The sequence below is a fragment of the Pseudoxanthomonas sp. LARHCG66 genome (assembly GCF_052871755.1).
On the sequence record NZ_JBIXJW010000001.1, the window covers coordinates 837,825 to 861,688 of the forward strand.

Below are 23,864 nucleotides of genomic sequence, written 5' to 3' on the forward strand. Positions count from 1 at the left end.
GGAAGAAGCGCCAGCCTATCAGTCCAGCCGCTTGCGGAACCGCAGGATCGCCGCCGTCATCATCACCGAGGTGAACCCCAGCAGCGCCAGCACGTCGGGCCACAGTTCGGACAGCCCCGCGCCGCGCAACATCACGCCGCGGATCAGGCGCAGGAAGTGCGTCAGCGGCAAGGCTTCGGCGATCCACTGCACCACCTTCGGCATCCCGGCAAAGGGGAACATGAAGCCGGACAGCAGGATCGACGGCAGGAAGATGAAGAACGTCATCTGCATGGCCTGGAACTGCGACTGCGCGCCCGTGGAGATCAGCAGGCCCAGCGCCAGGTTCGCCACGATCAACAGGCACGCCGCAAGGTACGCATGCAGCAGGCTTCCACCCAACGGCACGTCGAACAGCCACATGCCGAGCGCCAGCACCACCGTGGTCTGCACCAGGCCGATGGCCACATACGGCAGCACCTTGCCGATCATCAGCTCGGCACTGCTGACCGGCGTGGCGATCAGCAGCTCCATGTTGCCGCGCTCGCGTTCGCGCACGATGGCCACGGCCGTGAACAGCACCATGGTCATGGTCAGGATCACCCCGATCAGGCCGGGCACGATGTTGACCGCCGATCGACGCTGCGGGTTGTAGAAGCCCGTCACGCTGATTGCCCGCGTCGCGAGCGGCCCGCTGCTGACGCCATCGAGAGGCATCTGCGCCAGCTGCGCGGCCGCGCTCTGCACTGCGTTGTCGCTGCCATCGACGAGGATCTGGACCGCCTCGCGCCCCTCGGCGCGGCGGCGCTCGTAGTCGGGCGGGATGACCACGCCGATGCTGATCTCGCCCCGGCGCATGGCATCGACCAGTTCCTGCGGCGTGGCGACTTCCAGGGCCGGGCTGACCACGCCGGTGGCGACGATGTCCATCACCAGCGCACGCGAGGCGGACGTCCGCGCCTGGTCGGCGAAGCCGGCGGACAGGTCGCGCAGGTTGGTATTGATGGCGTAGCCGAACAGCAGCAACTGCATGACCGGGATACCGACGATCATCGCCAGCGTGATGCGGTCGCGGCGCATCTGTCGCAGTTCCTTGACCATCACCGCCATCAGGCGACGGAGTTTCATGCGGCCTCCTCGCGAGCCGGCTGCGCGCGCGTGGCGGACACGAAGACGTCCTCCAGGTTGGCCTGCGATGCCGACACGCCCGCTTCGATGCCCGCCGCACGCAATGCGGCATCGACGCGCGCCGCAGCGTCGCCGTTGTCCGCCAGCAACACACGCAGCACGTTGCCGATCTGCGCCACGCTGACCACGCCCGCAATCCCCAGCAGCACCGCCTTCGCCTTCCGCGGCTGCGCAGCATCCACCACCAGGGTACGGCCCGCGAGTTCGCCCGTCAGCGTATCGGGCGTGCCATCGGCGACCAGCACGCCCCGGTCGAGGATGGCGATTCGATGGCAGCGTTCGGCTTCGTCCATGTAGTGCGTGGACACCAGCAGCGTGGTGCCTGCATCGGCGAGCTCGAACAGCTTCTCCCAGAAATCGCGGCGCGATTCCGGGTCCACCGCGCTGGTCGGCTCGTCGAGGAACAGCAGCTCCGGCTCGTGGATCACCGCTCCCGCCAATGCAAGACGCTGCTTCTGTCCCCCGCTCATCGTGCCCGCAAGTTGTTTCTGCCGGTCATGGAAGTGGTACTGCTCGACCAGGTCGTCGATCCGCTTCCGCGCCCGTGCTCGCGGGATGTCCTGCACGGCAGCCAGGAATTCCAGGTTCTCGCGCACCGTCAGGTCCTCGAACAGCGAGAACTTCTGGGTCATGTAGCCGATGCGCGTGCGCAGTTGCTCGGCCTGTTCCGGGATGCGCAGGCCCAGCACGTCGATCTCGCCTGCACTGGGCGTCAGCAGGCCGCACAACATGCGGATGGTGGTGGACTTGCCGGAACCGTTCGGGCCAAGAAACCCGTAGACGTTGCGTCGCGGCACATCGAGATCGACATCGTTCACCGCGACCAGGGCGCCGAAGCGTTTGGTCAGCCCGCGGACGCGGATCGCGAGGTCGTCCCGCTCCCGTGGCAGCGGCTCCAGCCCCGACCGCACGCCGTCAGCATCGAGCGTCGGGGCGGAAGCCCCTCCTGCGGCGATTGCGGGTGCCGGGTCAGTTCGCTTCATCGGACACCACCTGCAGCGGCGCACCCACTGGCAGATCGGCGGCATCCTTGCCCAGGCTGATTTCGGCCAGGTAGCTCAGCCGCTCCGCATCCTGACCGGTCAGCGCAAAGTACGGGGTGAAGCTGGGTTCGCTGCGGATCATGCGCATGCGGCCGGCATACGTCTTCTCCTGTCCGTCCAGCCGCACCTGCACGGTGTCGCCAACCTTCAACCGGTTGCGCAGGGCCTGCGGCAGGTAGACGCGCGCATAGGGCGCCTCGCCCACCAGCATCACCGCCAGCGGTGCGCCGACCGGCGCCTGGTCGCCGAGCTTGTACGGCAGGCTGTCGATGCGGCCCGCGCGCGGCGCCACGATGTTGAGCTTCTCCAGCGTCACCGCCTGCACACTGGCCTGCGCTTCGGCCGACGCGACGGCGGCCTCGCCCTGCGCCACCTGCTCGGTGCGCGTGCCGCGCTCCAGCTCCAGCAACGCGGCCTGTGCCAGCCGGACCTGGGCCTGCGCGCTCTGCGACGCGGCGCGTGCACGGTCCACCTCGGAGGCGGCGACCAGACGCTGGCGGCCCAGCGGCTGCAAGCGCGCGTAATAGGCATCCGCATCGCGGGCCTGCGCCTGCGCAGCGGCCAGGCTGGCGCGCGCCTGTGCAATGGCTTCGCTGCGCGGACCGGCGCGCAGTTCCGCCAGCGCCCCGCGGCTCTGCGCGGCCTGCGCCTGCGCGGCCGCCAGTTGCGACTGGGTGCGGGTCAATTCCAGTTGCAGCAGGGGCGCACCGGCGGCCACCTGCTGTCCTTCGCGCACGTCGACGCGCACGATCTTTTCCGCCACCGGCGACGGCAGCGTCACCCGGTCCCATTCCAGCGTGCCCAGGGCCTCGGGCGTGTCGGCGGCGCACCCCGCCAGCATCAGGATCGCGGCCGCCAGTGCGGCGCGTTGCAGGTCATTTCGCATGGTCCAGCTCCAGTCCACGGTCCAGCAGCACCAGCGTGTGCCGGCGCAGGTCGTTGAAATCGATGTCGTCGGCGCCGAACAACTGGCGCCAGATCGGTGCGCTGGCCATCGGAAACATGGTCAACCCGATCAGCGACACCATCAGCAGGCGAGGATCCAGGTCAGGGTTGAGCTGTCCGGCCTGCTGCGCGGCGGCGAAGCGGCCGGCCATCATCTTCGGCAGCATCGGACCGACCTGGCTGATCATCATGTCGCGCAGCGCGCCGCCCTCGCAGAGGATCTCGCGCACCCACAACGTCGGCAGCCAAGGGTGCTGCGCAACCACGCCGCCGATGCCGCGCACGAAGCCGGCGACCAGTCCGGCCACGTCCCCCTCGCCCGCGTCCACTACGGGCGCGCGCATCTGCGCCACGACCGGCAACAGACGTTCGGCCACCACGGCCTGCTGCAGCTGCGCCTTGTCGCCGAAGTAGTAGTGCACCAGCGCGGGGGTGACGCTGGCTTCCGTCGCAATGTCACGCAGCGAACTCGCGGCGATGCCCTTCCTGACGAAGCACGTCAACGCGGCGTCGAGCAGCGTGGCGCGCAGATCGGCCACCTCGGCCGTGGGACGGCGGCCAGGGCTGCGCTTGCGGGGCGACGCGGCCTTCTTCGACGGCGCCTTCGCCGTGCCGTCGGCATTCTGTTCGGGATGCTTGAGAGATGTCATGTGCTTATTTAATTTTCGAATTAATTAAATTTCAAGCCCCCTCCGACGAGCGGCATGCGGTGGCCGCTGCCCTGACGCCGGGTTACCCTGCCTGCCCGCCTTGAGTCCGCCAGGAATCGCCGCCATTTCCCCTGACAGCCCGCGCCTGTGGGTGTTCACCCTGGAAGCCCGTCCCCTGCCCGACAGCCCTGATTTCGTCGAGGCCGGCGGGGCGTTCGTGACCTGCTACCTGCGCCCGGCCTTTACGCCAGACCCCATGCGCCGCGCCGTCGAGTTCGTCCGCGAGCAGGGCTGGGAGGTCATCGCGGTGGAAGACGAGCCCCTGCAGATCGAACGCCACGACGCTCCGGAAGCCGAACACTTCGACCAGGCACTCGTCGATGACGAGGTCTACGTCTTCCACCAATGGCCGGTGGACGACGCGGGCGACCAGACGCGCCACTAACCGTTATTGCCACGAGTATTCCCCCGCCCCATGACTGCCCCCAGCAAGCACGAATTCACCCTGCAACCCGAGAACGTCGAACGCCTCGCAAACCTGGCCGGCCCGTTCGACGCGCACCTGCGCCAGATCGAACTGCGCCTGGGCGTGGAGATCGCCAACCGCGGCGCCATCTTCCGTGTCACCGGGCCGGAGAAGTCCGTCGCCGCCACGGAGAAGCTGCTGCATGCGCTGTATGAGGAAGCGGCCAGCGAGACGTTCGACAGCGAGGCCATCCACCTGCGGCTCAACGCCGCCAACGTGGATCGCGTGGCGGAAGAGGACTACCTGCCCCAGGACGTGGCCATCAAGGTCAAGCGCGGCACCGTGCGTGGCCGTGGCGCCAACCAGGCGAAATACCTGCACGCCATCGCCACCCACGACATCAATTTCGGCATCGGCCCGGCCGGTACCGGCAAGACGTTCCTGGCCGTCGCCAGCGCGGTGGAAGCGCTCAACGAATCGCGCGTGCAACGCCTGATCCTGGTGCGCCCGGCGGTGGAGGCCGGCGAGAAGCTCGGCTTCCTGCCTGGCGACCTGACCCAGAAGGTCGACCCCTACCTGCGCCCGCTGTACGACGCGCTGTACGAGATGCTGGGCGTGGAGAAGGTGGTCAAGCTGCTGGAGAAGAACGTCATCGAGATAGCACCGCTGGCCTACATGCGTGGCCGCACGCTCAACGATGCCTTCGTCATCCTCGACGAAGCGCAGAACACCACCATCGAACAGATGAAGATGTTCCTGACCCGCATCGGGTACGGCAGCACCGCCGTCGTCACCGGTGACCTGACCCAGATCGACCTGCCCAAGCACCAGAAGTCCGGCCTGAAGGATGCGCTGGACGTCCTGCGTGGCGTGGACGGCATCTCGTTCAACTTCTTCACCAGCCGCGACGTGGTGCGTCATCCGCTGGTGGCGAAGATCGTGCGGGCTTACGATGCACGCGATGGCAAGGATGCCGAGACCGGCCCTGCCTGATCCCCTCCGTCGACCGCGATCGCCATGACCCAAGGCCCTGTCCGCCTCGAAGTCTCCGTGAACTACGCCCTGCCGCGCACCGGCATCCCTTCGGCGGTCAGTTTCCGCAAGTGGGTGGCAGCGGCGTTGAAAGGCCGCATCCGCGAAGCGGATCTGGCCATCCGCATCGTCGACAGCAAGGAAGGCCGCGCGCTGAACCGGCACTACCGCGGTCGCGACTACGCGACCAACGTGCTGAGCTTCCCGGCCGAGATGGCCGAAGGCGTCAAGTTGCCCAAGGGCGTCAAGATGCCCTTGCTGGGCGACCTGGTGATCTGCGCACCGGTCGTGGCGCGCGAAGCGAAGGAGCAGAAGAAGCCGCTGGCAGCGCATTACGCGCACATGACCGTGCACGGCGCATTGCATCTGCTGGGCTGGGACCACGAGGACGACAAGGAAGCCGAGTGCATGGAACAGCTGGAACGCGAGATCCTCGCCGAACTCGGCATCGCCGATCCTTACGCGGAAGACTGACCGCATGCTGCGCACCCTGCTGTTCGTGCCGACGCTGGCACTGGTCCTCTCCTCGCCTGCCGCCGCGCAGGACGCCCCGCCAGACCTGCCCGCACTGATCGAGTGCCGGAGCGACATCACCCGGTTGACCGCGCTTGCACCCGCGCTGGAGGACCCGCTGAAGGCGGTCGCGCTGGGGTGGCAGCCGCTGCCGCAGGCGAACATGTTCATGACCGAATACCGGCTGGCCAGGCCGATCCGCGTCTTCGGGCACGACACAGACCACATCGCGTTCTCCGGCGGCGGCGTGATCGCGCTGCTCGACCTGCCCGATCCCCGGCCGCTGGCGAAGCAACTGGCGCTCGAAACCGCCATCGACACGCCGGCCAAGGCGATGTTCGGCAAGGAGCTGCGCAGCGAGGAAACCCGCGACGCCGCGACCGGCGAGCTGCTGATCGAATCGGCCGTATTGAACGTCAGCAACGTCGCCTCGCACCCCGGCAAGACACTGGTGGGCTGCAGTTACAGCCTGGACCTTCCGGAGGAAGCGCCCGCGGACGAAGCAGCACCGCCCGCCGGGGCCGCGCCGCCTGCGTCCGGCGCCCAACCGGGTTAGACTGGCCTCAACGCCCCGTGGGCGACCACTCCCCCGAGATGTCAGAAGACGACAGTACCTTCGCGCCGGACGGCTCCGACAAACCGTCGGAGAAACGGCGCTCCTGGCTGGACCGCCTCAGTTCGGCGTTCTCCGGCGAACCCAGCACACGCGACGACCTGGTGGCCATCCTGCGCGATGCGCAGTCCGACGGCCTGATCGGCGGCGATACCCTGAAGATGATGGAAGGCGCCATCGCCGTCGCCGACCTCACTGTGGGCGATGTCATGGTGCCGCGCGCGCAGATGGTTTCGTTGCCCGTGGAGGCGCGCTTCCTCGACCTGATGAAAGAAGTGGTCGAATCCGGCCACTCGCGCTTCCCGGTGCACGGCGACGACAAGGACGAGATCCTCGGCATCCTGCTGGCCAAGGACCTGCTGCGCGGCGTGGTGGCCGACAACGGGCCCGGCAGCGTGCGCGAACTGCTGCGCCCCGCCGTGCTGATCCCCGAGTCGAAGAAGCTCAACCTGCTGCTGAAGGAGTTCCGCCTATCGCGCAACCACATGGCGATCGTCGTCGACGAGTACGGCGGCGTGGCCGGCCTGGTGACCATCGAGGACGTGCTGGAACAGATCGTCGGCGAGATCGACGACGAACACGATGAAGCCGAGGATGGCGCCGCGCTGATCGCCGCGCAGGCCGATGGTCAGTTCGTGGTGGATGCGCTCACGCCCATCGCCGACTTCAACGAGCGTTTCGGCGCGGATTTCCCCGACGACGAATACGACACCGTCGGCGGCCTCATCACCGCCGCGATAGGCCACCTGCCGGAGACCGGCGAGGAGCTCACGCTCGGGCGCTTCATGTTCCGGGTCGCCCGGGCCGATGCGCGCCGCGTACATGCTTTCCATGTCGGGGTGCTCGCCGATGCGTAGCGTGGCTGCACGCCTGGCGCTGCTGGGCGTGCTGTGGCTGCTGGCCGTGACGGCGTGGGCCGCCCCGCGGATCGGCGTGGCGACGATGCAGCCGGGCGAGGTGTTCTTCGAGCGCTTCGGTCACAACGCCATCGTGGTGGTCGATCCGGCCAGCGGCGACGCGATCTCGTACAACTTCGGCTTCTTCGATCCGGGCGAGTCAGACTTCGTCGGCAATTTCGCCCGCGGCCACATGATGTACTACCTCATGGCGCTGCCGTTCGAGCAGGATCTCCTGCAGTACCGCGACAGCGGCCGCGGCGTCTCGCTGCAATGGCTGGACCTGGCGCCGGCGCAGGCGCAGGCACTGGCCGACGCGCTGGTCGAACGGGCCAGGCCGGAGAATGCGCGCTACCGCTACGACTACTTCACCTCCAACTGCTCCACGCAGGTGCGGGACGCCCTCGATGCTGCGCTCGGCGGCACGCTGAAGTCGCAGCTCGCCGGCCGTTCGCGCGGCAATACGCTTCGCAGTGAAGCGGTGCGGCTGGCGTCGCCGGCAACATGGATGTGGCTGGGCTTCGACGTGGGCCTGGGCCCCTCGGCCGACAAACCGATGTCGCGCTGGGAAGAGGCCTATGTCCCCATGCGGCTGGCCGACAGCCTGCGCGAAGCGAAGAACAGTGCAGGCCGACCCCTGGTGCAGTCGGAAATGCAGTTGCTGCCGCACCGTATCGCCCCGGAGCCGGCGGAAACGCCACGTCGATGGCTGCCCTGGCTCGGCGCGGGTGTCGTGGCGGCGTTGCTGATCGGCTTCGCCGGCCGCCGCTGGCCGCGTGCCATCGCCGCCGCCGCGTTGCCGTTCTGGCTGCTGTGTTTCATGGCCGGCGGTGTTCTGGTCTACCTGTGGGGCTTCACCGACCACTGGGCCGCATGGGCGAACCGCAACCTGTTGCTGCTGAACCCCCTCTGCGTGCTGCTGATTTCCGGCGCAGTTTCCGTGCTGCGCCGCCGCACGCCACCTGCCTGGTTCGGCTGGCTGATCTGTGCCATCGCGGGCGGTGCGCTGGTCGCCTGGTTCCTGCACTGGCTGCCGTTGCGCCTGCAGTACAACCAGCCATGGATCGCGCTGCTGCTGCCGGTGCATCTCGCGCTTGCATACGTATTCATGCCGCGACGCTTGTCGCGCTGAGCCCCGCCACGCACGATGCGGCCCTCTGCACATCGCGAGGGTCGCATGCTCCGTTATCTCTTTCCGCTCGTCGTCCTGCTCACCGTCGGCGCGGACGTCGCGCACGCAGCCCCGGGACCTCGCGTCGCATCGCCTGACGGCTCCATCGTGGTGGAACTGTCCACCGACAACGACGGCCGCCCCGCCTACGCCGTGTCGCGCAAGGGACAGCCGGTCATTTCGTCGTCGCGGCTCGGCTTCCTGCTGCTGGATGCGCCGAAGTTCGAGCGCAACATCGAGATCGTGCGGCCGCGCACGCGCACGTTCGACGAGACCTGGGAGCAGCCGTGGGGCGAACGCCGCTTCATCCGCAACCACTACAACGAGCTGACCGTCACGCTGAAGGAGAAAGCCAAGCCCTTCCGCAGCTTCGACGTGGTATTCCGCGTATTCGACGATGGCGTGGGCTTCCGCTACCGCTTCCCGAAGCAGGCGGGGCTTGAGCAGGTGAAGATCAGCGAGGAGCTGACCGAGTTCGCCCTCGCACGCGATGCCACGGCATGGTGGATTCCCGCCGGCGAATGGAACCGCGAAGAGTATCTGTATCACCGCACGCCCCTGCAGCAGGTCGGCGATGCGCAGACACCGATCACCTTCAAGTTCGAGGACGGCACCCATCTGTCGATCCACGAAGCCGCGCTTGTCGACTACAGCGGCATGAACCTGACCCGCGTCGAGGACCGCAAGCTGAAGGCCGACCTCACGCCCGGCATCGGCGAAGGCAAGGTGGTGCGCGCCGCACCGTTCGATACCCCATGGCGCACCCTGCTGCTGAGCGATGATGCCGCCGGCCTGGCCATGTCCAGCCTCACCCTCAACCTCAACGAGCCGAACACGCTGGGCGACGTGTCGTGGGTCAAACCGATGAAGTACGTCGGCGTGTGGTGGGAGATGCACCTGGAGCTGAAGAGCTGGGCTTCCGGGCCGAAGCACGGTGCCACCAACGAGAACGTCCGCAAGCACATCGACTTCGCCGCGAAGCACGGCTTCGGCGGCGTGCTGGTGGAAGGCTGGAACGTGGGCTGGGACGGGGACTGGTTCGGCAACGGCGAGGACTTCAGCTTCACCAGGTCGTATCCGGATTTCGATCTGCCCGCGCTGTCGGCGTACGCGAAATCGAAGGGCGTGGTGCTGATCGGCCACCATGAGACGTCGGGCAACGCCGCGCACTACGAAACGCAGCTGACTGATGCGTTCGATCTGTACGAGCGCGTCGGCGTGCCGGCGGTGAAGACCGGCTACGTGGCCGATGCCAGCCAGGCCAAGGTCACCGGCGCCGATGGCAAGCGTCACTACGCGTGGCACGAGGGCCAGGACATGGCGCGCCACCATTTGAAGGTGGTGACCGAAGCGGCGAAGCACCACATCGCGGTCAACCCGCACGAGCCGATCAAGGACAGCGGCCTGCGTCGCACCTATCCCAACTGGATCACCCGCGAGGGCGCGCGCGGCATGGAGTTCAGCGCGTGGGGCCAGCCCGGCAATCCGCCGGAGCACGAGGCCAACCTGGTGTTCACCCGCCTGCTGGCCGGCCCGATGGACTACACCCCGGGCATCTTCGGCATGAAGACGCGCTCCACCGACGGCATCGCCACCACCTGGGCCAAGCAGCTGTCGCTGTACGTGGTGATCTACAGCCCGTTGCAGATGGCGGCCGACCTGCTGGAGAACTACGAGAAGAACCCGGCGCCGTTCCAGTTCATCAAGGACGTGCCGGTGGACTGGGAGGACACACGTGTGCTGAACGGTGAAGTCGGCGACTACGTGACCATCGCGCGCAAGGAACGCGGCGGCGACAACTGGTACCTGGGTGCGCTCACTGACGAAGACGGCCGCACGCTGGACGTGCCCCTGTCGTTCCTCGACGAAGGCCGCCGCTACACGGCGCAGATCTACCGCGATGGCGACAAGGCGAACTGGAAGACCGCCCCCCAGGACATCGTGATCGAGGAGCGCAGCGTGACGCGTGGCGACACGCTGACGCTCAAGCTGGCGCCGGGCGGCGGGCAGGCGATCCGGTTCGTGGCGCGCTGACCCCTGACGCTTCTGTAGGGGCGACGCGAGTCGCGACCGCGAGAACAAAGCCGCCAAGCTCCTCACGAAGAACGGATCCTGCGGACGAGGCTCCAACTCACAGCCGCAGGATCCGTGTCCGCCCCCGTCCATGGAGCGTCGTTGCGAGGGTCGCGACTCACGTCGCTCCTACAGGAAGCCGGGCTTGCCGCAACGGCGTGCGTGGCGCACGATCCACGCCATGAACGATCTCGCCGCCATCGATACGAAACCCGCCCTGCCCCAGTGCGTCATCAACTGCGTGGTCTACGACCAGGGCGGCAAGCGGCGCGACATCGGCCTGGACGAGATCAGCGATGTACTCGCGGTCGATGATGGCAGCTTCATCTGGGTGGGCCTGTACGAGCCAGCCGATACGATCCTGGAGAAACTCCAGGAGGAATTCTGCCTGCACGACCTGGCCGTCGAGGATGCGCAGAACGCGCACCAGCGCCCCAAGCTGGAAGCCTATGGGAACTCGCTGTTCGTGGCCGTGCACACCGCGCAGGTCGTCGACGACCGCATCCGCTTCGGCGAGACGCATGCCTTCCTCGGCCCCCGCTACCTGGTGACCGTGCGCCATGGCGCCTCGCTGTCGTACGCACCGGTGCGCGAGCGCGTGCAGCGCGAAGCCGACCTGCTGGCGCTGGGTCCGTCGTATGGCCTGTATGCGGTGCTGGACTACATCGTCGACAACTATCGCCCCATCATCGATCAGTTCAAGCAGACCCTGGACACGCTGGAGAAGGATATCTTCGCCGACACCTACCGGCGCGGCACGGTGGTGAAGCTGTACGACCTGAAGCGCGAACTGACCCAGATGCGGCTGGCGGTGGCACCGCTGCAGGATGTACTGGCGCAGCTGACCCGCTCGCAGAGTCCGCTGATCCCTGAAGAAGTGCGTCTCTACTTCCGCGACGTGCAGGACCACGTGCTGCGCGTGAACGAGTACACCGACACGCTGCGCGAGATGCTGACCACCGCGCTGAGCGTCAACCTGTCGCTGGTGACGCTGGCGCAGGGCGAGACGGTCAAGCGCCTCGGTGCGTGGGCGGCCCTGCTCGCGGCCCCTACGCTGATCACCAGCTGGTACGGCATGAACTTCGAGCACATGCCCGAACTGGGCGGACGCTTCGCCTATCCGATCCTGATCGCGGGAGTCGCGCTGGCCTGCTTCGGCCTGTACCGCCTGTTCAAACGCTCGCGCTGGCTCTGACCGCAGTACGCCGTCGCACTGCGACCAAAGTCGAAGTCTGAATCCGGGATTACGGATTGACCGGCTTCCCGCATGGGGGGACCCTTGGCGGGACTTGTCGGAGGGTTGCCGAATGAACGGTTTTTCCAAGATCGGCTGGGCGGCGCTCGCGCTGCTTGGCGCGGGATGTCTGGGTGTGGTGGCGTTGCGCCAGGGCGAGCAGATAAGCGCGCTGTGGATTGTCGTGGCGGCGGTGTCCATCTACCTGGTCGCCTATCGCTACTACAGCCTGTACATCGCCAAGAACGTGATGGGGCTGGATCCGCGCCGGGCAACCCCCGCGCACTTGAACAATGACGGCCTGGACTACGTGCCCACCAACAAGCACGTGTTGTTCGGCCACCACTTCGCCGCCATCGCGGGCGCTGGCCCGCTGGTGGGCCCGGTACTCGCCGCGCAGATGGGCTACCTGCCCGGCATGCTCTGGCTGATCGCCGGTGTGGTACTGGCGGGCGCGGTACAGGACTTCATGGTCCTGTTCATCTCCAGCCGCCGCAACGGCCGTTCGCTCGGTGATCTGGTCCGTGAGGAAATGGGCCAGGTGGCCGGCACGATCGCGCTGTTCGGCGCGTTCCTGATCATGATCATCATCCTCGCGGTGCTGGCGATGATCGTGGTGAAGGCGCTGGCCGAAAGCCCGTGGGGCATGTTCACGGTGATCGCGACGATGCCCATCGCGATCCTCATGGGCATCTACATGCGCTACATCCGTCCCGGCAAGATCGGCGAGATCTCGGTGGTGGGCATCATCCTGCTGCTGCTGGCCATCTGGTTCGGCGGCAAGGTCGGCGCGCATCCCACCTGGGGTCCCGCCTTCACCTTCACCGGCACCCAGATCACCTGGATGTTGATCGGTTATGGCTTCGTCGCCGCCGTGCTGCCCGTGTGGCTGCTGCTGGCACCGCGCGATTACCTGTCGACCTTCCTCAAGATCGGCGTGATCGTGGCGCTGGCGATCGGCATCGTCATCGCCAGCCCGGAAGTGACCTCGCTGAAGATGCCGGCGCTGACGCAGTTCGCCAGCACCGGCGACGGCCCGGTGTGGAAGGGCGGCCTGTTCCCGTTCCTGTTCATCACCATCGCCTGCGGCGCAGTGTCGGGCTTCCACGCGCTGATCGCTTCGGGCACCACGCCCAAGCTGCTCGCCAATGAAACCCACGCGCGCTACATCGGCTACGGCGGCATGCTGATGGAATCGTTCGTCGCCATCATGGCGCTGGTCGCGGCCTCCATCATCGAGCCCGGCGTGTACTTCGCCATGAACAGCCCGGCCGCCGCCATCGGCACCACGGCGGTGGACGTGGCCGCGAAGGTCAGCAGCTGGGGCTTCCTGGTGACGCCCGAGATGCTGGAACAGACGGCACACAACATCGGCGAAGGCACCATCATTTCGCGTGCCGGCGGCGCACCGACGCTGGCGGTCGGCATCGCGGTGATCCTGCACGACGCGCTGCCCGGCGGCGACGCGATGATGGCGTTCTGGTACCACTTCGCCATCCTGTTCGAAGCCTTGTTCATCCTGACGGCGGTGGATGCCGGCACCCGCGCGGGCCGCTTCATGCTGCAGGACCTGCTGGGCAACTTCATCCCGCCGCTGCGCAGGACGGATTCCTGGGGGGCGAACGTCATCGGCACGGCAGGCTGCGTCGCACTGTGGGGCTACTTCCTGTACCAGGGCGTGGTCGATCCGCTGGGCGGCATCAACACGCTGTGGCCGCTGTTCGGCATCGCCAACCAGATGCTCGCCGGCATCGCGCTGATGCTGTGCACGGTGGTGCTGTTCAAGATGAAGCGCGACCGGTACGCCTGGGTCACCGTCGTTCCGGCGATCTGGCTGCTGATCTGCACGACCTATGCCGGCCTGATCAAGATCTTCGACAGCAATCCCGCGGTCGGCTTCGTGGCGCAGGCGAAGAAGTACCAGGCCGCCATCGCCGACGGCCAGTTGCTCGGCGCGGCGAAGAGCATGAGCCAGATGCACCAGGTAGTGGTGAACAGCTACGTCAACACCGGCCTGACCATCCTGTTCCTGTTCGTGGTGTTCAGCGTGCTGGTCTATGCGATCAAGGGCATCCTGAAGGCGCGCGCCAGCAGCGAGCGAAGCGATCGCGAGACGCCGTTCGTCGCGCTGAGCGAAGAGCAGCAGAAGGCCTGGCTGTAGGCCATGGGCACGGAACTCGTCCCGCTCTCGCACTTCGCCACGCACAAGCGTGTGTGGCGGAGGCTGGTGCAGACGGCACGGCTGTGCTGCGGCGTGCCCGACTACGACAACTATGTCCGGCACATCCTTGAGAAGCACCCCGACCGCGAACCGATGGACTACAAGACCTTCTTCCGCGAACGGCAGGAGGCCAGGTTCGGAGGAAAGAGCGGGTTCCGCTGCTGCTGAGGCAGCGTGACCTGAAAGAAACAAAAAGGGCGAAGCCGATGGCTTCGCCCTTTTCCATTCTGGCCTTCCTGTAGAGGCGACGTAAGTCGCGACCGGAAAGATCAGCGTCGCGACTTACGTCGCTCCTACAGGGTTTCCGTGGTCAGCCCTGCCCCGCCATACCGCGCAACACCACGCCGACGACGTAAGCCGCCACGGTACCGGTCGCATAACCCAGCGCACCCAGCAGTGCACCCACCGGCGCCAGTGACGGATGGAACACCGTGGCCACCACGGGCGCCGAGGCTGGCCCACCGATGTTGCTCTGCGACCCCATCGCGAAATAGAAGAACGGCACGCGCAGCAGCTTGGCCAGCAGCAGCAACAGAACGATGTGGACCAGGATCCAGATCAGGCCCAACGCCAGCAGCCAGGGCTTGTCGGCCAGCGAGCCGATGTCCATCTGCATGCCGATGCACGCGATAAGGATGTACAGGAACAGCGCGCCGATCTTCGATGCGCCCGCGCCATCCAGCGTGCGCGCACGGGTCAGGCTCAGGCCGAGGCCGACGAACGTCGACAGCACCACGACCCATACGAAAGGCTCGTGCAGGCTGACCTGCTTCGCCCACGACACGTTCTGCGCGAACCACGACGAGGCCGGCCCGGCGATGGCATGCGACAGGCCCACGGTGCCGAAGGCGATACCCAGGATGACCATCAGGTCCGGCAGCGTGGTCACCCGCTCGTGCTGCTTCTGGTAGTGGGCCAGCCGCTGCTTGAGGTCTTCGATCGCGCGCGTGTCCGCGCCGGTGCGTGCATCGATCGCTTGCGCGCGGTTGGCCAGGAAGATCAGCACCGCCATCCACACGTAACCCACGCTGACATCCACCACGACGAACTGGCCGAACGTGGTCTCGTCCACGGCGAAGACCTCCTTCATCGCCAGCATGTTGGCACCGCCGCCGATCCAGCTGCCCGCCAGTGCCGCCATGCCGCCCCAGGTATCGCCGGCGACGGTTTCGGGGTGGATCACACCCATCAGCCAGAACGCGACCCACGCGCCCAGCATCACGCTGATCGACGCGCCGGCATACATCGCCAGCAGTTTCGGACCGAGCTTCAGCACGCCCTTCAGGTCGATGGTCAGCGTCAGCAGCACCAGAGCGGCGGGCAGCAGTACACGGCTGGCCACGGGGTTGTAGAGCTTGCTTGCGTTGCCGTCGATCAGCCCGATGCTGTTGTAGATGCCGGGAATGAAATAGCACAGCAGCAGCGCCGGGACGTAGGTATAGAACTTCTTGAAGACGCCGGTGTCCCGCGAGGACGTCCAGAAGATGATGCCCAGCGTGGCGGCGATGAGGCCGAACAGGACGATGTCGTTCTGGATCAGCGCGGTGGAGGGTTCGGTGGCTGCGATCGCCATCGGCGTCGTTCTCCTTCAGGTAAAGAAAAAGGGCCGGCGTGACCGGCCCTTTCGCAAGGCGCTCAGCGGCCGATGTGCTGCTTCAGCCAGGCGTTGACGGTGTCGTGCCACAGGATGCTGTTCTGCGGCTTGAGCACCCAGTGGTTCTCGTCCGGGAAGTACAGCAGCTTGGAGTCGATGCCCTTGCGCTGCAGCGCGGTGAACGTGGACAGGCCCTGGTCCACCGGCACGCGGTAGTCCTTCTCGCCCTGCACCACCAGCATCGGCACGCGCCACTTGGCCACGTGGTTGACCGGATTGAACTTCTCCACGTTCTTCGGCACGTCATACGGCGTGCCGCCGTTCTCCCACTCGGTGAACCACAATTCCTCTGTCACGTAGCCCATCGAACGGATGTCGAACACGCCGTCGTGGTTGACCAGGCACTTCCACGGCTCGTTCCAGTTGCCGGCGATCCAGTTGATCATGTAGCCGCCATAACTGGCCCCGAGCGCGCACGCATTCTTGCCATCAAGGAAGGCGTACTGCTTCTGCGCCGCCGCCCAGCCCTTCTGCAGGTCTTCCAGCGGCCGATCACCCCAATGCTGGCTGATCGCGTCGGTGAAGGCCTGGCCGTAGCCGGTCGAACCGTGAAAATCGATCATCACCACGGCGTAGCCCTGGCCGGCATAGGTCTGCGGATTCCAGCGATAGCTCCAGCCGTTGCCGAAGCTGCCCTGTGGGCCGCCATGGATCAGGAACGCCACCGGGTACTTCTTCCCTTCGACGTAATCGTGCGGCTTGACCACGTAGCCGTGCACGGTCTCGTTGTTCCAGCCCTTGAAGTTGAACTGTTCGAAGTCGCCGAAGCTGACGTCGCCCAAGGCTTCCTGCGCGCTCGGCGTGATCGCGCGCAGCGGTGCGCCCGAGAGCGTCGTGGTGAACAGCTGGTCGCCGCTCTTCAGCGTGTTGCGGGTGAGCGCCAGGGTGTCGCCCGCGATGTCGAAGGCGGAGATGCTGCCTTCGCCGACGATCGACTTCACCGAACCGCTCGCCACATCGACGGAAAACAACGGATGCTGGCCCACGTCCTGCGCGGTGGTGTAGATCGTCGCGCCATCCTTCGACAGCACGATGCCATCGGCGGAACGGTCCCACGTCGGCGCGATCTCGCGCACCTGCTTCGTGGCGAGATCCATCGCCATCAGCCCAAAGCGGTCGGCTTCGAAGCCGGGCCGCTTCATCGCGCGGTAGTAGAGGGTCTTGCCGTCGGCGCTGAACACCGGACCGGTGTCCCACGCCGGATTCGCGGCAGTCAGGTTGACCGGTGCCGTGCTGCCATCGGCGGCGAACTGGTACAGATCGAAGTTGGTGGACCAGGCTTCGCCCTTGCCTGCGACGCGGATCGCAGCGACGACGGCGCTGCCGTCGGGTGACCAGGTGTACTCGTCGGCGCCGCCAAACGGCTTGGACGGCGCATCGCCATCGATCGTGTCCGTGAGCGAGGTGGCGGTGCCGGCCGGCTTGGCCTTGCCTTCCGGCAATGCGGCCACGAACAGGCGGCTGCGACGGCCGTCCGCCCAGGTGTCCCAGTGGCGGACGAACAGGCCGTCGTAGACCACGCCGGTGCTCTTCTTGGCGGCGGTGTCGTCGAGCTTCTTCTTCGTACAGGCGAAATCGGCCTTGCACTCGGCAAAGGTATCGGTGCTGAAGAGCACGCGCGTCCCATCGGGCGAGAGTTTGTAACCGGCTACGTCGAGAGCGAAGGCCGTCAGCTGCTTCGGCGTGCCGCCGCCGGCCGGCATCGCGTACAACTGCTGTGTGCCGGACTTCGCGCTCAGGAAGTAGACAGTCCTCCCATCCGGGGAGAACGACGGCGAGTTGACGCTCCAGCCTTCCGGTGTCAGCCGCTTGGGCGGCGCCATGTCGCGGGTCAGCAGGTTGCGGACCCACAGGCTGCTGCTGGCCTTGACCACCTCGGCATCAACGGTGCGTTTGGCAAATACGACGGTGCCGCCGTCCGGCGACAGCACGGGCGAGGACACGCGGTCCAGCTTCTGCAGGTCGCGCACGTCCAGGCCGCGGGCGGCGGCCAGCGACGGCAGCGCCGCCAGCAGGCAGAGGGGCAACAGGGCGGATTTCAGCTTCATCCGGGGCTCCGGCAACAGGGAAACCCCGATGGTAGGCGCTAAGCGCGCCGCGGCGCAAAGGCGTGAGGTCACGCCTTTGCGCCATGTGTCCGGTCAGCGGGGACCGGGCTCCACGTCGCCCAGCGCCTTCGACTTGGCGCCGGTGCGGTACAGCAGCCAGCCGACGATGGCCAGGATCACCAGGCCGACGATCTCGCCCTGCTGGAACGCTTCCGGCAGCACCAGCACATCGCGATCCTTGGTGGCGTAGATGGCGATGCCGACCGCAATGCCCATCAGCGCCTCACCGGTGATCAGGCCGGCGGCAAACAAGGTGCCGGGGCGATGGATGCGATCGCGCGCTTCTTCGTCCTTCGTACCCACCATGCCATGGCGCTTCTCGACCAGATACGCCAGCAGGCCGCCGAGGAAGATCGGCACCATCAGTTCCAGCGGCAGGTAGATGCCGATGGCGGCCGCAAGCACCGGCACGCGGAAGCTGCTTTTCCGGGCCTTCAGCATCTCGTCGATGGCGATGATGACCGCGCCGATGACGGCGCCAATGGCGATGATGCCCCACGGCAGTTCGCCGCCGAACAGGCCCTTGGCGACCGAGGCCATCAGCGTGGCCTGGGGGGCGGACAGCGGGTTCGGATGTTCGGCCGTCGGCGCGCCGATGCCGTAGGCCTCGGACAGGATGTTCAGCACCGGCGCCATGATCAGCGCGCACGAGAACGCGCCGATGCCCAGCATCAGCTGCTGCTTCCACGGCGTCGCACCGACGATGTAGCCGGCCTTGAGATCCTGCAGGTTGTCGCCGCCCACCGCCGCAGCGCAGCACACCACCGCGCCGATCATGATCGCGGCGACCGCGCCCAGCGGCGCGCCACCCGCGCCGACCGCCATGCGCCCGCTTTCGCCCAGCAACAGCAGCAGCACGACCGAGGCGAACAGGATGGTGGCGATGGTGATGCCCGACACCGGGTTGTTCGACGAACCCACCAGGCCGGCCAGGTAGGCCGAGACGGACACGAACAGGAAACCCGCCACGATCATGATGATCGCCATCGGGATGCTGACGTGCCACATGCCGACGATGGCCTGGTACAGCAGCAACAAGGGCAGCACGAACACCACCAGGGCCACCAGCATCCACTTCATCGGCAGGTCGCGCTCGGTCTCCGCGACTTCGGCACCGCCCGATCCGGCGCGCGCGGCAGCGATGCCGCTCTTCACGCCCGACAGCAGGGACTTGCGCAGGGAGAACAGCGTCCACACGCCGCCGATCAGCATGGCGCCGACACCCAGGTAGCGGATCTTGGCCGACCAGATGGCGCCGGCCACGTCTTCGGCACCCGCGCCCGCGATGCTCTGCGCCAGCGCCGGATCGGTACCCATGAAGAACATGTGGTACAGCGGAATGGCGATATGCCAGGACAGGATGCTGCCCGACAGCACCACGATGCCGATGTTCAGGCCCACGATGTAGCCCACGCCCAGCAGCGCCGGCGAGAGGTTGGTACCCAGGTAGCCGAGGTACTTGCCGAAGAAGCCGGCACCCGCCGCCGTGTCGGGAATCAGGCGCATGCCGCTGTGCGCGGCGACTTTCAGCACGGCACCGATGGCGGCGGAGAACGCCAGGATCTTCAGGCCCGGGCCGGGATTCTCGCCCGCCTTCAGCACTTCCGCCGCGGCCTTGCCCTCGGGGAAGGGCAGCGGCTCTTCGACGATCATCGAGCGGCGCAGCGGCACCGAGAACAGCACGCCCAGCAGGCCGCCCAGGCCGGCGATGGCCAGCACCCAGGAATACTGGAAGTCCTGCCAGTAGCCCAGGATGATCAGCGCCGGGATGGTGAAGATGACGCCCGCCGCGATCGATGAGCCGGCCGAGGCACCGGTCTGCACGATGTTGTTTTCCAGGATCGTGCCGCCTCCCAGCAGGCGCAGCACGCCCATCGAGACGACGGCCGCCGGGATGGCGGTGGCCACGGTCAGGCCGGCGAACAGGCCCAAATAGGCATTGGCTGCCGACAGCACGACGGCCAGCACGATGGCCAGCACGACGGCACGGAAAGTAAGTTGCGGGGTCCCCGGCGAGCTCATGATGCGTTCCCGAATGGCGGAAAGCGGACACGCTAGCGTCCGCTGCCCGGCAAGTCCAGCTGCATGCTCCGGCGTGCCGCCTATACTCGGCCGGTTTCCCGATGCTGGAGCGGTCCTTGAGCCACCCTGCCCCCGCGATTGCCGGCCGCGACGACTTCCTCGGCCATCCCAAGGGCGTCTACGTCTGCTTCTTCACCGAAATGTGGGAGCGCTTCTCCTTCTACGGCATGAAAGCGTTGCTGCTGCTCTACCTGACCAAGTACCACCTGTTCGCCGACGGCGCCGGCTATGACCTGATCGGTGCGTATGGCGGCCTGGTCTACTGCATCCCCGTGATCGGGGGACTGCTTGCGGACCGCTGGCTGGGCATGCGCAAGGCCGTGGTGTTCGGCGGACTGCTGCTGGTCGCCGGCCACGCCGGCATGGCATTGGAGGGTGCGGCGGCGGTCTCGGATGGCGGCGTGGTGACGCGCGACGAAGGCGCACTGCGCACGATGTATCTGTCGCTGGCGTTGATCGTGATGGGCGTGGGCTTCCTCAAGCCGAACATCACCGGCATCGTCGGCCGCCTTTATCCGGTGGGCGATCCGCGCCGCGATGGAGGCTTCAGCCTCTTCTATGCCGGCATCAATCTGGGCGCGCTGCTGGCCTCGCTGGTCTGCGGTTACCTGGGCGAGACGCTGGGATGGAAGTACGGTTTCGGCGCCGCCGGCATCGGCATGCTGCTGGGCCTGGCGATGTTCCTGTGGGGCCAGCGCTATCTACAAGGCCATGCGGAACCGCCGTCGCCGACGGCACTGCGCACATCGGTGCTGGGCCTGAGGCGCGAGTGGGCGATCTACCTGGCTGCGTCGCTCGGTATATTGCCGTTGGCCTGGCTGATGTGGGCGGCGGCGAACGGCGCTTTCGCGCTGGGTGGCGAACTCTCGCTGGCGCTGGTGTTGATGCTCGTGGTGCTGATGCTGGTGCTCGCCTGGTTCGCCTGGTTCGTCACCACGCAATGCACGCCGCCGCAGCGACGGCAGATGATCGCGCTGATGGCGATGATCTTTATGTGCCTGGTGTTCTTCACGCTCTACGAGCAGACCTACGGCTCGTGGGTGATGTTCACCGACCGCCTGCTGACCAAGGATCTGTTCCCGTCACTGGTGCAGGCCCAAGGCGTGGTGGTGTGGTCGGACAGCCTGGCGGCGAACACCCGCATGTTCCTTTCCACCGCACCCTGGTCCACGTGGGGGCTGCTGGCGATGCCCCTTGCCTTCGTCGTCGCCGTTCGCGCCTCAGAGCGCAACCCGATGACGGGATTTCCGCGCGCCGTTTTCCTCGGAACTGCCGGCGTGATGGTGCTGCTGGTACTTCGCGATTCCGTCGTGCTCCCACAGACAGCGGGATCGCTGACCTATCTCGGCGCGCTGTTCCTGGTGGTGCTGGCACCGATCTTCGCGTGGCTGTGGGCGGCGTTGGGGCGGCGCGGCCGCGATCCGTCAAAGCCGTTGAAGGGTGCGCTGGGCCTGCTGTTCGGCGGACTTTCATTCGTACCGCTCGCCATCGCCGCGCAACAGGTGGGCGACACCGGCGCGATGGCCAGCGTGTGGTGGCTGGTGCTCGCCTACCTGCTGCTGGAAATCGGCGAGATGTGCCTGGCGCCCGTCAGCCTCGCGGCCGTCACCGAGTTGTCCGTGCCGCGCGTGGTGGGGCTGATGATGGGCATGTGGCTGCTCGCCACCGCCTTCTCCGAAACCCTGGCGGCGCAGTTCGGCAAGCTGGCGGCCGTGGATATCCCGGAAGGCCAGACGTGGGACATCGCGCAGGCAGCCGCAGGGTACGCGGACCTGTTCTGGCTGATGATGTGGATCGGCCTGGGGTGCGCGGCCCTGGCACTGGTGGCGGCACCCGCATTGAAACGGATGACGCGCAAGGCATGAACGACAACGGCGCCCGCAGGCGCCGTTGTGGCTGGATCGAACAGGCTGCCTACTTGGCCTTCGCACCACCGAGGTGGCGGTGGAAGAAGTCAAGCAACTTCGTGTAGTACTCGCGTTGGTTGGCTTCCATGTAGAAGCCATGCCCTTCCGTCTTGTAGTACAGCGACTCGACCGGCACGCCTGCGGCCTTCAGGCGACGCTCCATGATTTCAGTGTGCTGAACCGGGGCGCGTTCGTCCTCGCCACCGGCGGCAAGGAACACCGGCACCTTGATCCTGTCGGCCATGTTGATCGGCGAAACCGCAGCCAGTTCATTGCGCGGCCCGATCCACTGATTCAGATAGGTATCACCCGAGCCCCGTCGCTGCACGTCGCCACGCGTATGCATCATCGGAAGGTCGTAGACACCCACGTATCCGGCGGCACAGCGATAGAGCCCGGGTTCCTTGGCTGCACCCGTGACAGCCGCATATGCGCCATAGCTCGCACCATAAATGCAGATGCGGCGAGGATCGGCGATGCCCTGCTGGATGGCCCACTTGGTCGCATCGGTGACATCGTCCTGCATGGCCAGGCCCCACTGACGGGCACCCGCTTCCCGGAACGTGCGGCCGTAGCCACCGGATCCCCGGAAGTTCGGCTGGAGGACGGCGTACCCAGCACCGGCAAGCATCTGCGCTTCGTCATCGAAGTGCCACATATCGCGCACGCCGAAAGGTCCGCCGTGCGGAAGCACGACCAAGGGGAGGTTGCGTGGCTCCACGCCCCTGGGCAAGGTCAGGTAGCCATGCAGTGGCGAGCCATCACGCGCGACCAACTGCACCGGCTTGGACTCGGCCATCGCCTCGGGATCGAACCAGTCCCGACGGCTGAGCAGATAATCCGCCTTCCTTTCATTGATGCGGAACAGGTAAAAATCGCCCGGGTTGCGGTCACTGGACATCTCGACCAGCGCAGTGCCGCCATCGGCCGTGATGGAGGTGATGCCGACGGTGTGTCCGGCGAAGGCCTGCTCCAGTTCCCGCTGCAGGATCGCCTCCTTGGCTGCCTTGTCGAAGAAAGCCGTGCGGGGACGCCCATCCATATACAGCGCGCCCACCGGTACGCGGCCACCGGTTGCGTCGGCGTCCAGACCCACGACACCATCGCTGTAGAGGATGGCATACGGATCGACCGTGGCATCCTGCAGCACGGTCTTGCGCTGACCCGAATCCACGTCGTAGGCAACGATGATGTCGGGACCCTTGCGCTGCTCGCTCAGCAGATAGGCGATTCGGTCATCTGCGGAAAATCCAATCGCATACTCGCCGACGCCAGTCGCGGACTCGTCGTTGATCAGGGACCATTCGGCGCCTTCACCCGACCGGTAGTAGAGCTTTCGGATATTGTCGGAACCGGCGCCACTGGCGAACCGCACGATACCGGCGTTGTCGGTCACGAAGCTGGCTCTCCGGATCGGCGCACGCGCCACCTGTGTCCGTCGACCGGAGTACACGTCCATGCGCTCCGCACGTGTGTAAGGATCTTCGCTGAAGGGCCATACGGAAATGACGACGTTCTTGTCGTCACCCGGAAGGGTATCGACCAGAAACGCCGCGACATCCTCGACCTTCTTCGGCTGGATGCGAGTCCCTGCGCCACGACTTTGCACCCGGTAGCCGACGAGCATCTCCAGCTTGGTGCCGTCGGCATTGATCCCGTACAGCTCACCGGTCGGCTGAGGCTCGTCCAGCGCGCCGTACTTCTCGGAGATGGAAATCAGCACGCGCTCCGGGTTTACCCACCAGAAGCCGGACACGTGCGTGTTCTTCCCCAGCACGAAGTGCGCGGTCAGCTTGTTGCCGCTCCTCAACATGATCGCGAGTGCGGTCCTGTCCTCGAGCCTGACGGTGGCGGCATAGTACTCACCGCCCGGCGAGAGCTTGATGTCGTCGAACTTGTCCTTGCGGACGAACGCGCCCACGTCTACGTCGTTCGCCGCCTCCGCAGACACAGCGGCAAAGCACGCGCACAACAAGATGGCCTTGACGGCCAGATGGATCCACTTCGTCATACTGCCTCCCCAGGCGATGCAGGAGGCCATCGTTCCACACCCACGAGTCGGGTTCAACGGTCGCGGAACACGGGTGGC

The 23,864-nt window shown here is 66.4% G+C and carries 19 protein-coding genes; 11 read left to right on the top strand and 8 right to left on the bottom strand.

The window, feature by feature from the left end:
• Positions 1-18: 18 nt before the first annotated feature.
• The 4 genes from ACIPRS_RS04025 to ACIPRS_RS04040 all read right to left on the bottom strand — a co-directional run bounded on the left by ACIPRS_RS04025 (position 19) and on the right by ACIPRS_RS04040 (position 3,805).
• Positions 19-1,107 carry an ABC transporter permease gene (locus ACIPRS_RS04025; protein WP_446537585.1) on the bottom strand — a complete coding sequence of 363 codons (1,089 nt, stop codon included), beginning with the start codon at positions 1,105-1,107 and terminating at the stop codon, positions 19-21.
• Positions 1,104-2,030, bottom strand: coding sequence for an ABC transporter ATP-binding protein (locus tag ACIPRS_RS04030; protein ID WP_337730880.1), 927 nt, complete (start codon positions 2,028-2,030; stop codon positions 1,104-1,106). Before ACIPRS_RS04030 ends, ACIPRS_RS04025 begins: the two co-directional genes overlap by 4 nt.
• Positions 2,031-2,136: 106 nt before the next feature.
• The gene (locus tag ACIPRS_RS04035) at positions 2,137-3,096 is read right to left on the bottom strand and encodes an HlyD family secretion protein (RefSeq protein WP_446537586.1); all 960 of its coding nucleotides are present in this window, start codon (positions 3,094-3,096) and stop codon (positions 2,137-2,139) included.
• Complete coding sequence (locus ACIPRS_RS04040) at positions 3,086-3,805, bottom strand: TetR/AcrR family transcriptional regulator (protein WP_446537587.1); 720 nt, start codon at positions 3,803-3,805, stop codon at positions 3,086-3,088. Before ACIPRS_RS04040 ends, ACIPRS_RS04035 begins: the two co-directional genes overlap by 11 nt.
• Positions 3,806-3,905: 100 nt before the next feature.
• On the opposite strand from ACIPRS_RS04040, the gene ACIPRS_RS04045 reads away from it, so the two are divergent.
• From ACIPRS_RS04045 to ACIPRS_RS04090, 10 genes are all read left to right on the top strand, one after another.
• Positions 3,906-4,250: a hypothetical protein gene (locus ACIPRS_RS04045; protein ID WP_446537588.1), complete on the top strand. Its 345-nt coding sequence runs from the start codon at positions 3,906-3,908 to the stop codon at positions 4,248-4,250.
• A 30-nt stretch (positions 4,251-4,280) separates the two neighbouring features.
• Positions 4,281-5,264: a PhoH family protein gene (locus tag ACIPRS_RS04050; RefSeq protein ID WP_337730386.1), complete on the top strand. Its 984-nt coding sequence runs from the start codon at positions 4,281-4,283 to the stop codon at positions 5,262-5,264.
• A gap of 24 nt (positions 5,265-5,288) precedes the next feature.
• On the top strand, positions 5,289-5,777 hold the full coding sequence (gene ybeY, locus ACIPRS_RS04055; RefSeq protein WP_192200446.1) for an rRNA maturation RNase YbeY: 489 nt from the start codon (positions 5,289-5,291) through the stop codon (positions 5,775-5,777).
• Between the two features lie 4 nt (positions 5,778-5,781).
• A complete protein-coding gene (locus ACIPRS_RS04060) occupies positions 5,782-6,372 on the top strand; it encodes a hypothetical protein (RefSeq protein WP_446537589.1) in 591 nt (196 codons plus the stop codon).
• Positions 6,373-6,410: 38 nt separating this feature from the next.
• Positions 6,411-7,286 carry an HlyC/CorC family transporter gene (locus ACIPRS_RS04065; protein ID WP_337730388.1) on the top strand — a complete coding sequence of 292 codons (876 nt, stop codon included), beginning with the start codon at positions 6,411-6,413 and terminating at the stop codon, positions 7,284-7,286.
• Positions 7,279-8,457, top strand: a complete 1,179-nt coding sequence (locus ACIPRS_RS04070) for a lipoprotein N-acyltransferase Lnb domain-containing protein (protein WP_446537590.1) — start codon at positions 7,279-7,281, stop codon at positions 8,455-8,457. The genes ACIPRS_RS04065 and ACIPRS_RS04070 overlap by 8 nt, the downstream gene beginning before the upstream one ends.
• 45 nt (positions 8,458-8,502) lie before the next feature.
• Positions 8,503-10,530, top strand: a complete 2,028-nt coding sequence (locus ACIPRS_RS04075; RefSeq protein ID WP_446537591.1) for a glycoside hydrolase family 97 protein — start codon at positions 8,503-8,505, stop codon at positions 10,528-10,530.
• A gap of 220 nt (positions 10,531-10,750) precedes the next feature.
• A complete protein-coding gene (locus ACIPRS_RS04080) occupies positions 10,751-11,764 on the top strand; it encodes a magnesium and cobalt transport protein CorA (protein ID WP_337730391.1) in 1,014 nt (337 codons plus the stop codon).
• Between the two features lie 112 nt (positions 11,765-11,876).
• The gene (locus tag ACIPRS_RS04085; RefSeq protein WP_446537592.1) at positions 11,877-13,964 is read left to right on the top strand and encodes a carbon starvation CstA family protein; all 2,088 of its coding nucleotides are present in this window, start codon (positions 11,877-11,879) and stop codon (positions 13,962-13,964) included.
• Positions 13,965-13,967: 3 nt separating this feature from the next.
• Positions 13,968-14,192, top strand: a complete 225-nt coding sequence (locus tag ACIPRS_RS04090) for a YbdD/YjiX family protein (protein WP_062351234.1) — start codon at positions 13,968-13,970, stop codon at positions 14,190-14,192.
• 142 nt (positions 14,193-14,334) lie between these two features.
• On the opposite strand, the gene ACIPRS_RS04095 is transcribed toward ACIPRS_RS04090, so the two are convergent.
• The 3 genes from ACIPRS_RS04095 to ACIPRS_RS04105 all read right to left on the bottom strand — a co-directional run bounded on the left by ACIPRS_RS04095 (position 14,335) and on the right by ACIPRS_RS04105 (position 19,808).
• Positions 14,335-15,597: a DUF819 family protein gene (locus ACIPRS_RS04095; protein WP_446537593.1), complete on the bottom strand. Its 1,263-nt coding sequence runs from the start codon at positions 15,595-15,597 to the stop codon at positions 14,335-14,337.
• A gap of 62 nt (positions 15,598-15,659) precedes the next feature.
• Positions 15,660-17,726 carry a prolyl oligopeptidase family serine peptidase gene (locus ACIPRS_RS04100; protein WP_446537594.1) on the bottom strand — a complete coding sequence of 689 codons (2,067 nt, stop codon included), beginning with the start codon at positions 17,724-17,726 and terminating at the stop codon, positions 15,660-15,662.
• 93 nt (positions 17,727-17,819) lie between these two features.
• On the bottom strand, positions 17,820-19,808 hold the full coding sequence (locus ACIPRS_RS04105; RefSeq protein ID WP_446537595.1) for an OPT family oligopeptide transporter: 1,989 nt from the start codon (positions 19,806-19,808) through the stop codon (positions 17,820-17,822).
• A gap of 116 nt (positions 19,809-19,924) precedes the next feature.
• Here ACIPRS_RS04105 and ACIPRS_RS04110 point away from each other — a divergent pair, with 116 nt between their 5' ends.
• Positions 19,925-21,733, top strand: coding sequence for a peptide MFS transporter (locus ACIPRS_RS04110; RefSeq protein WP_446537596.1), 1,809 nt, complete (start codon positions 19,925-19,927; stop codon positions 21,731-21,733).
• A 49-nt stretch (positions 21,734-21,782) separates the two neighbouring features.
• Here ACIPRS_RS04110 and ACIPRS_RS04115 read toward each other — a convergent pair whose 3' ends face one another.
• Complete coding sequence (locus ACIPRS_RS04115) at positions 21,783-23,786, bottom strand: alpha/beta hydrolase family protein (RefSeq protein ID WP_446538003.1); 2,004 nt, start codon at positions 23,784-23,786, stop codon at positions 21,783-21,785.
• Positions 23,787-23,864: the final 78 nt, after the last annotated feature.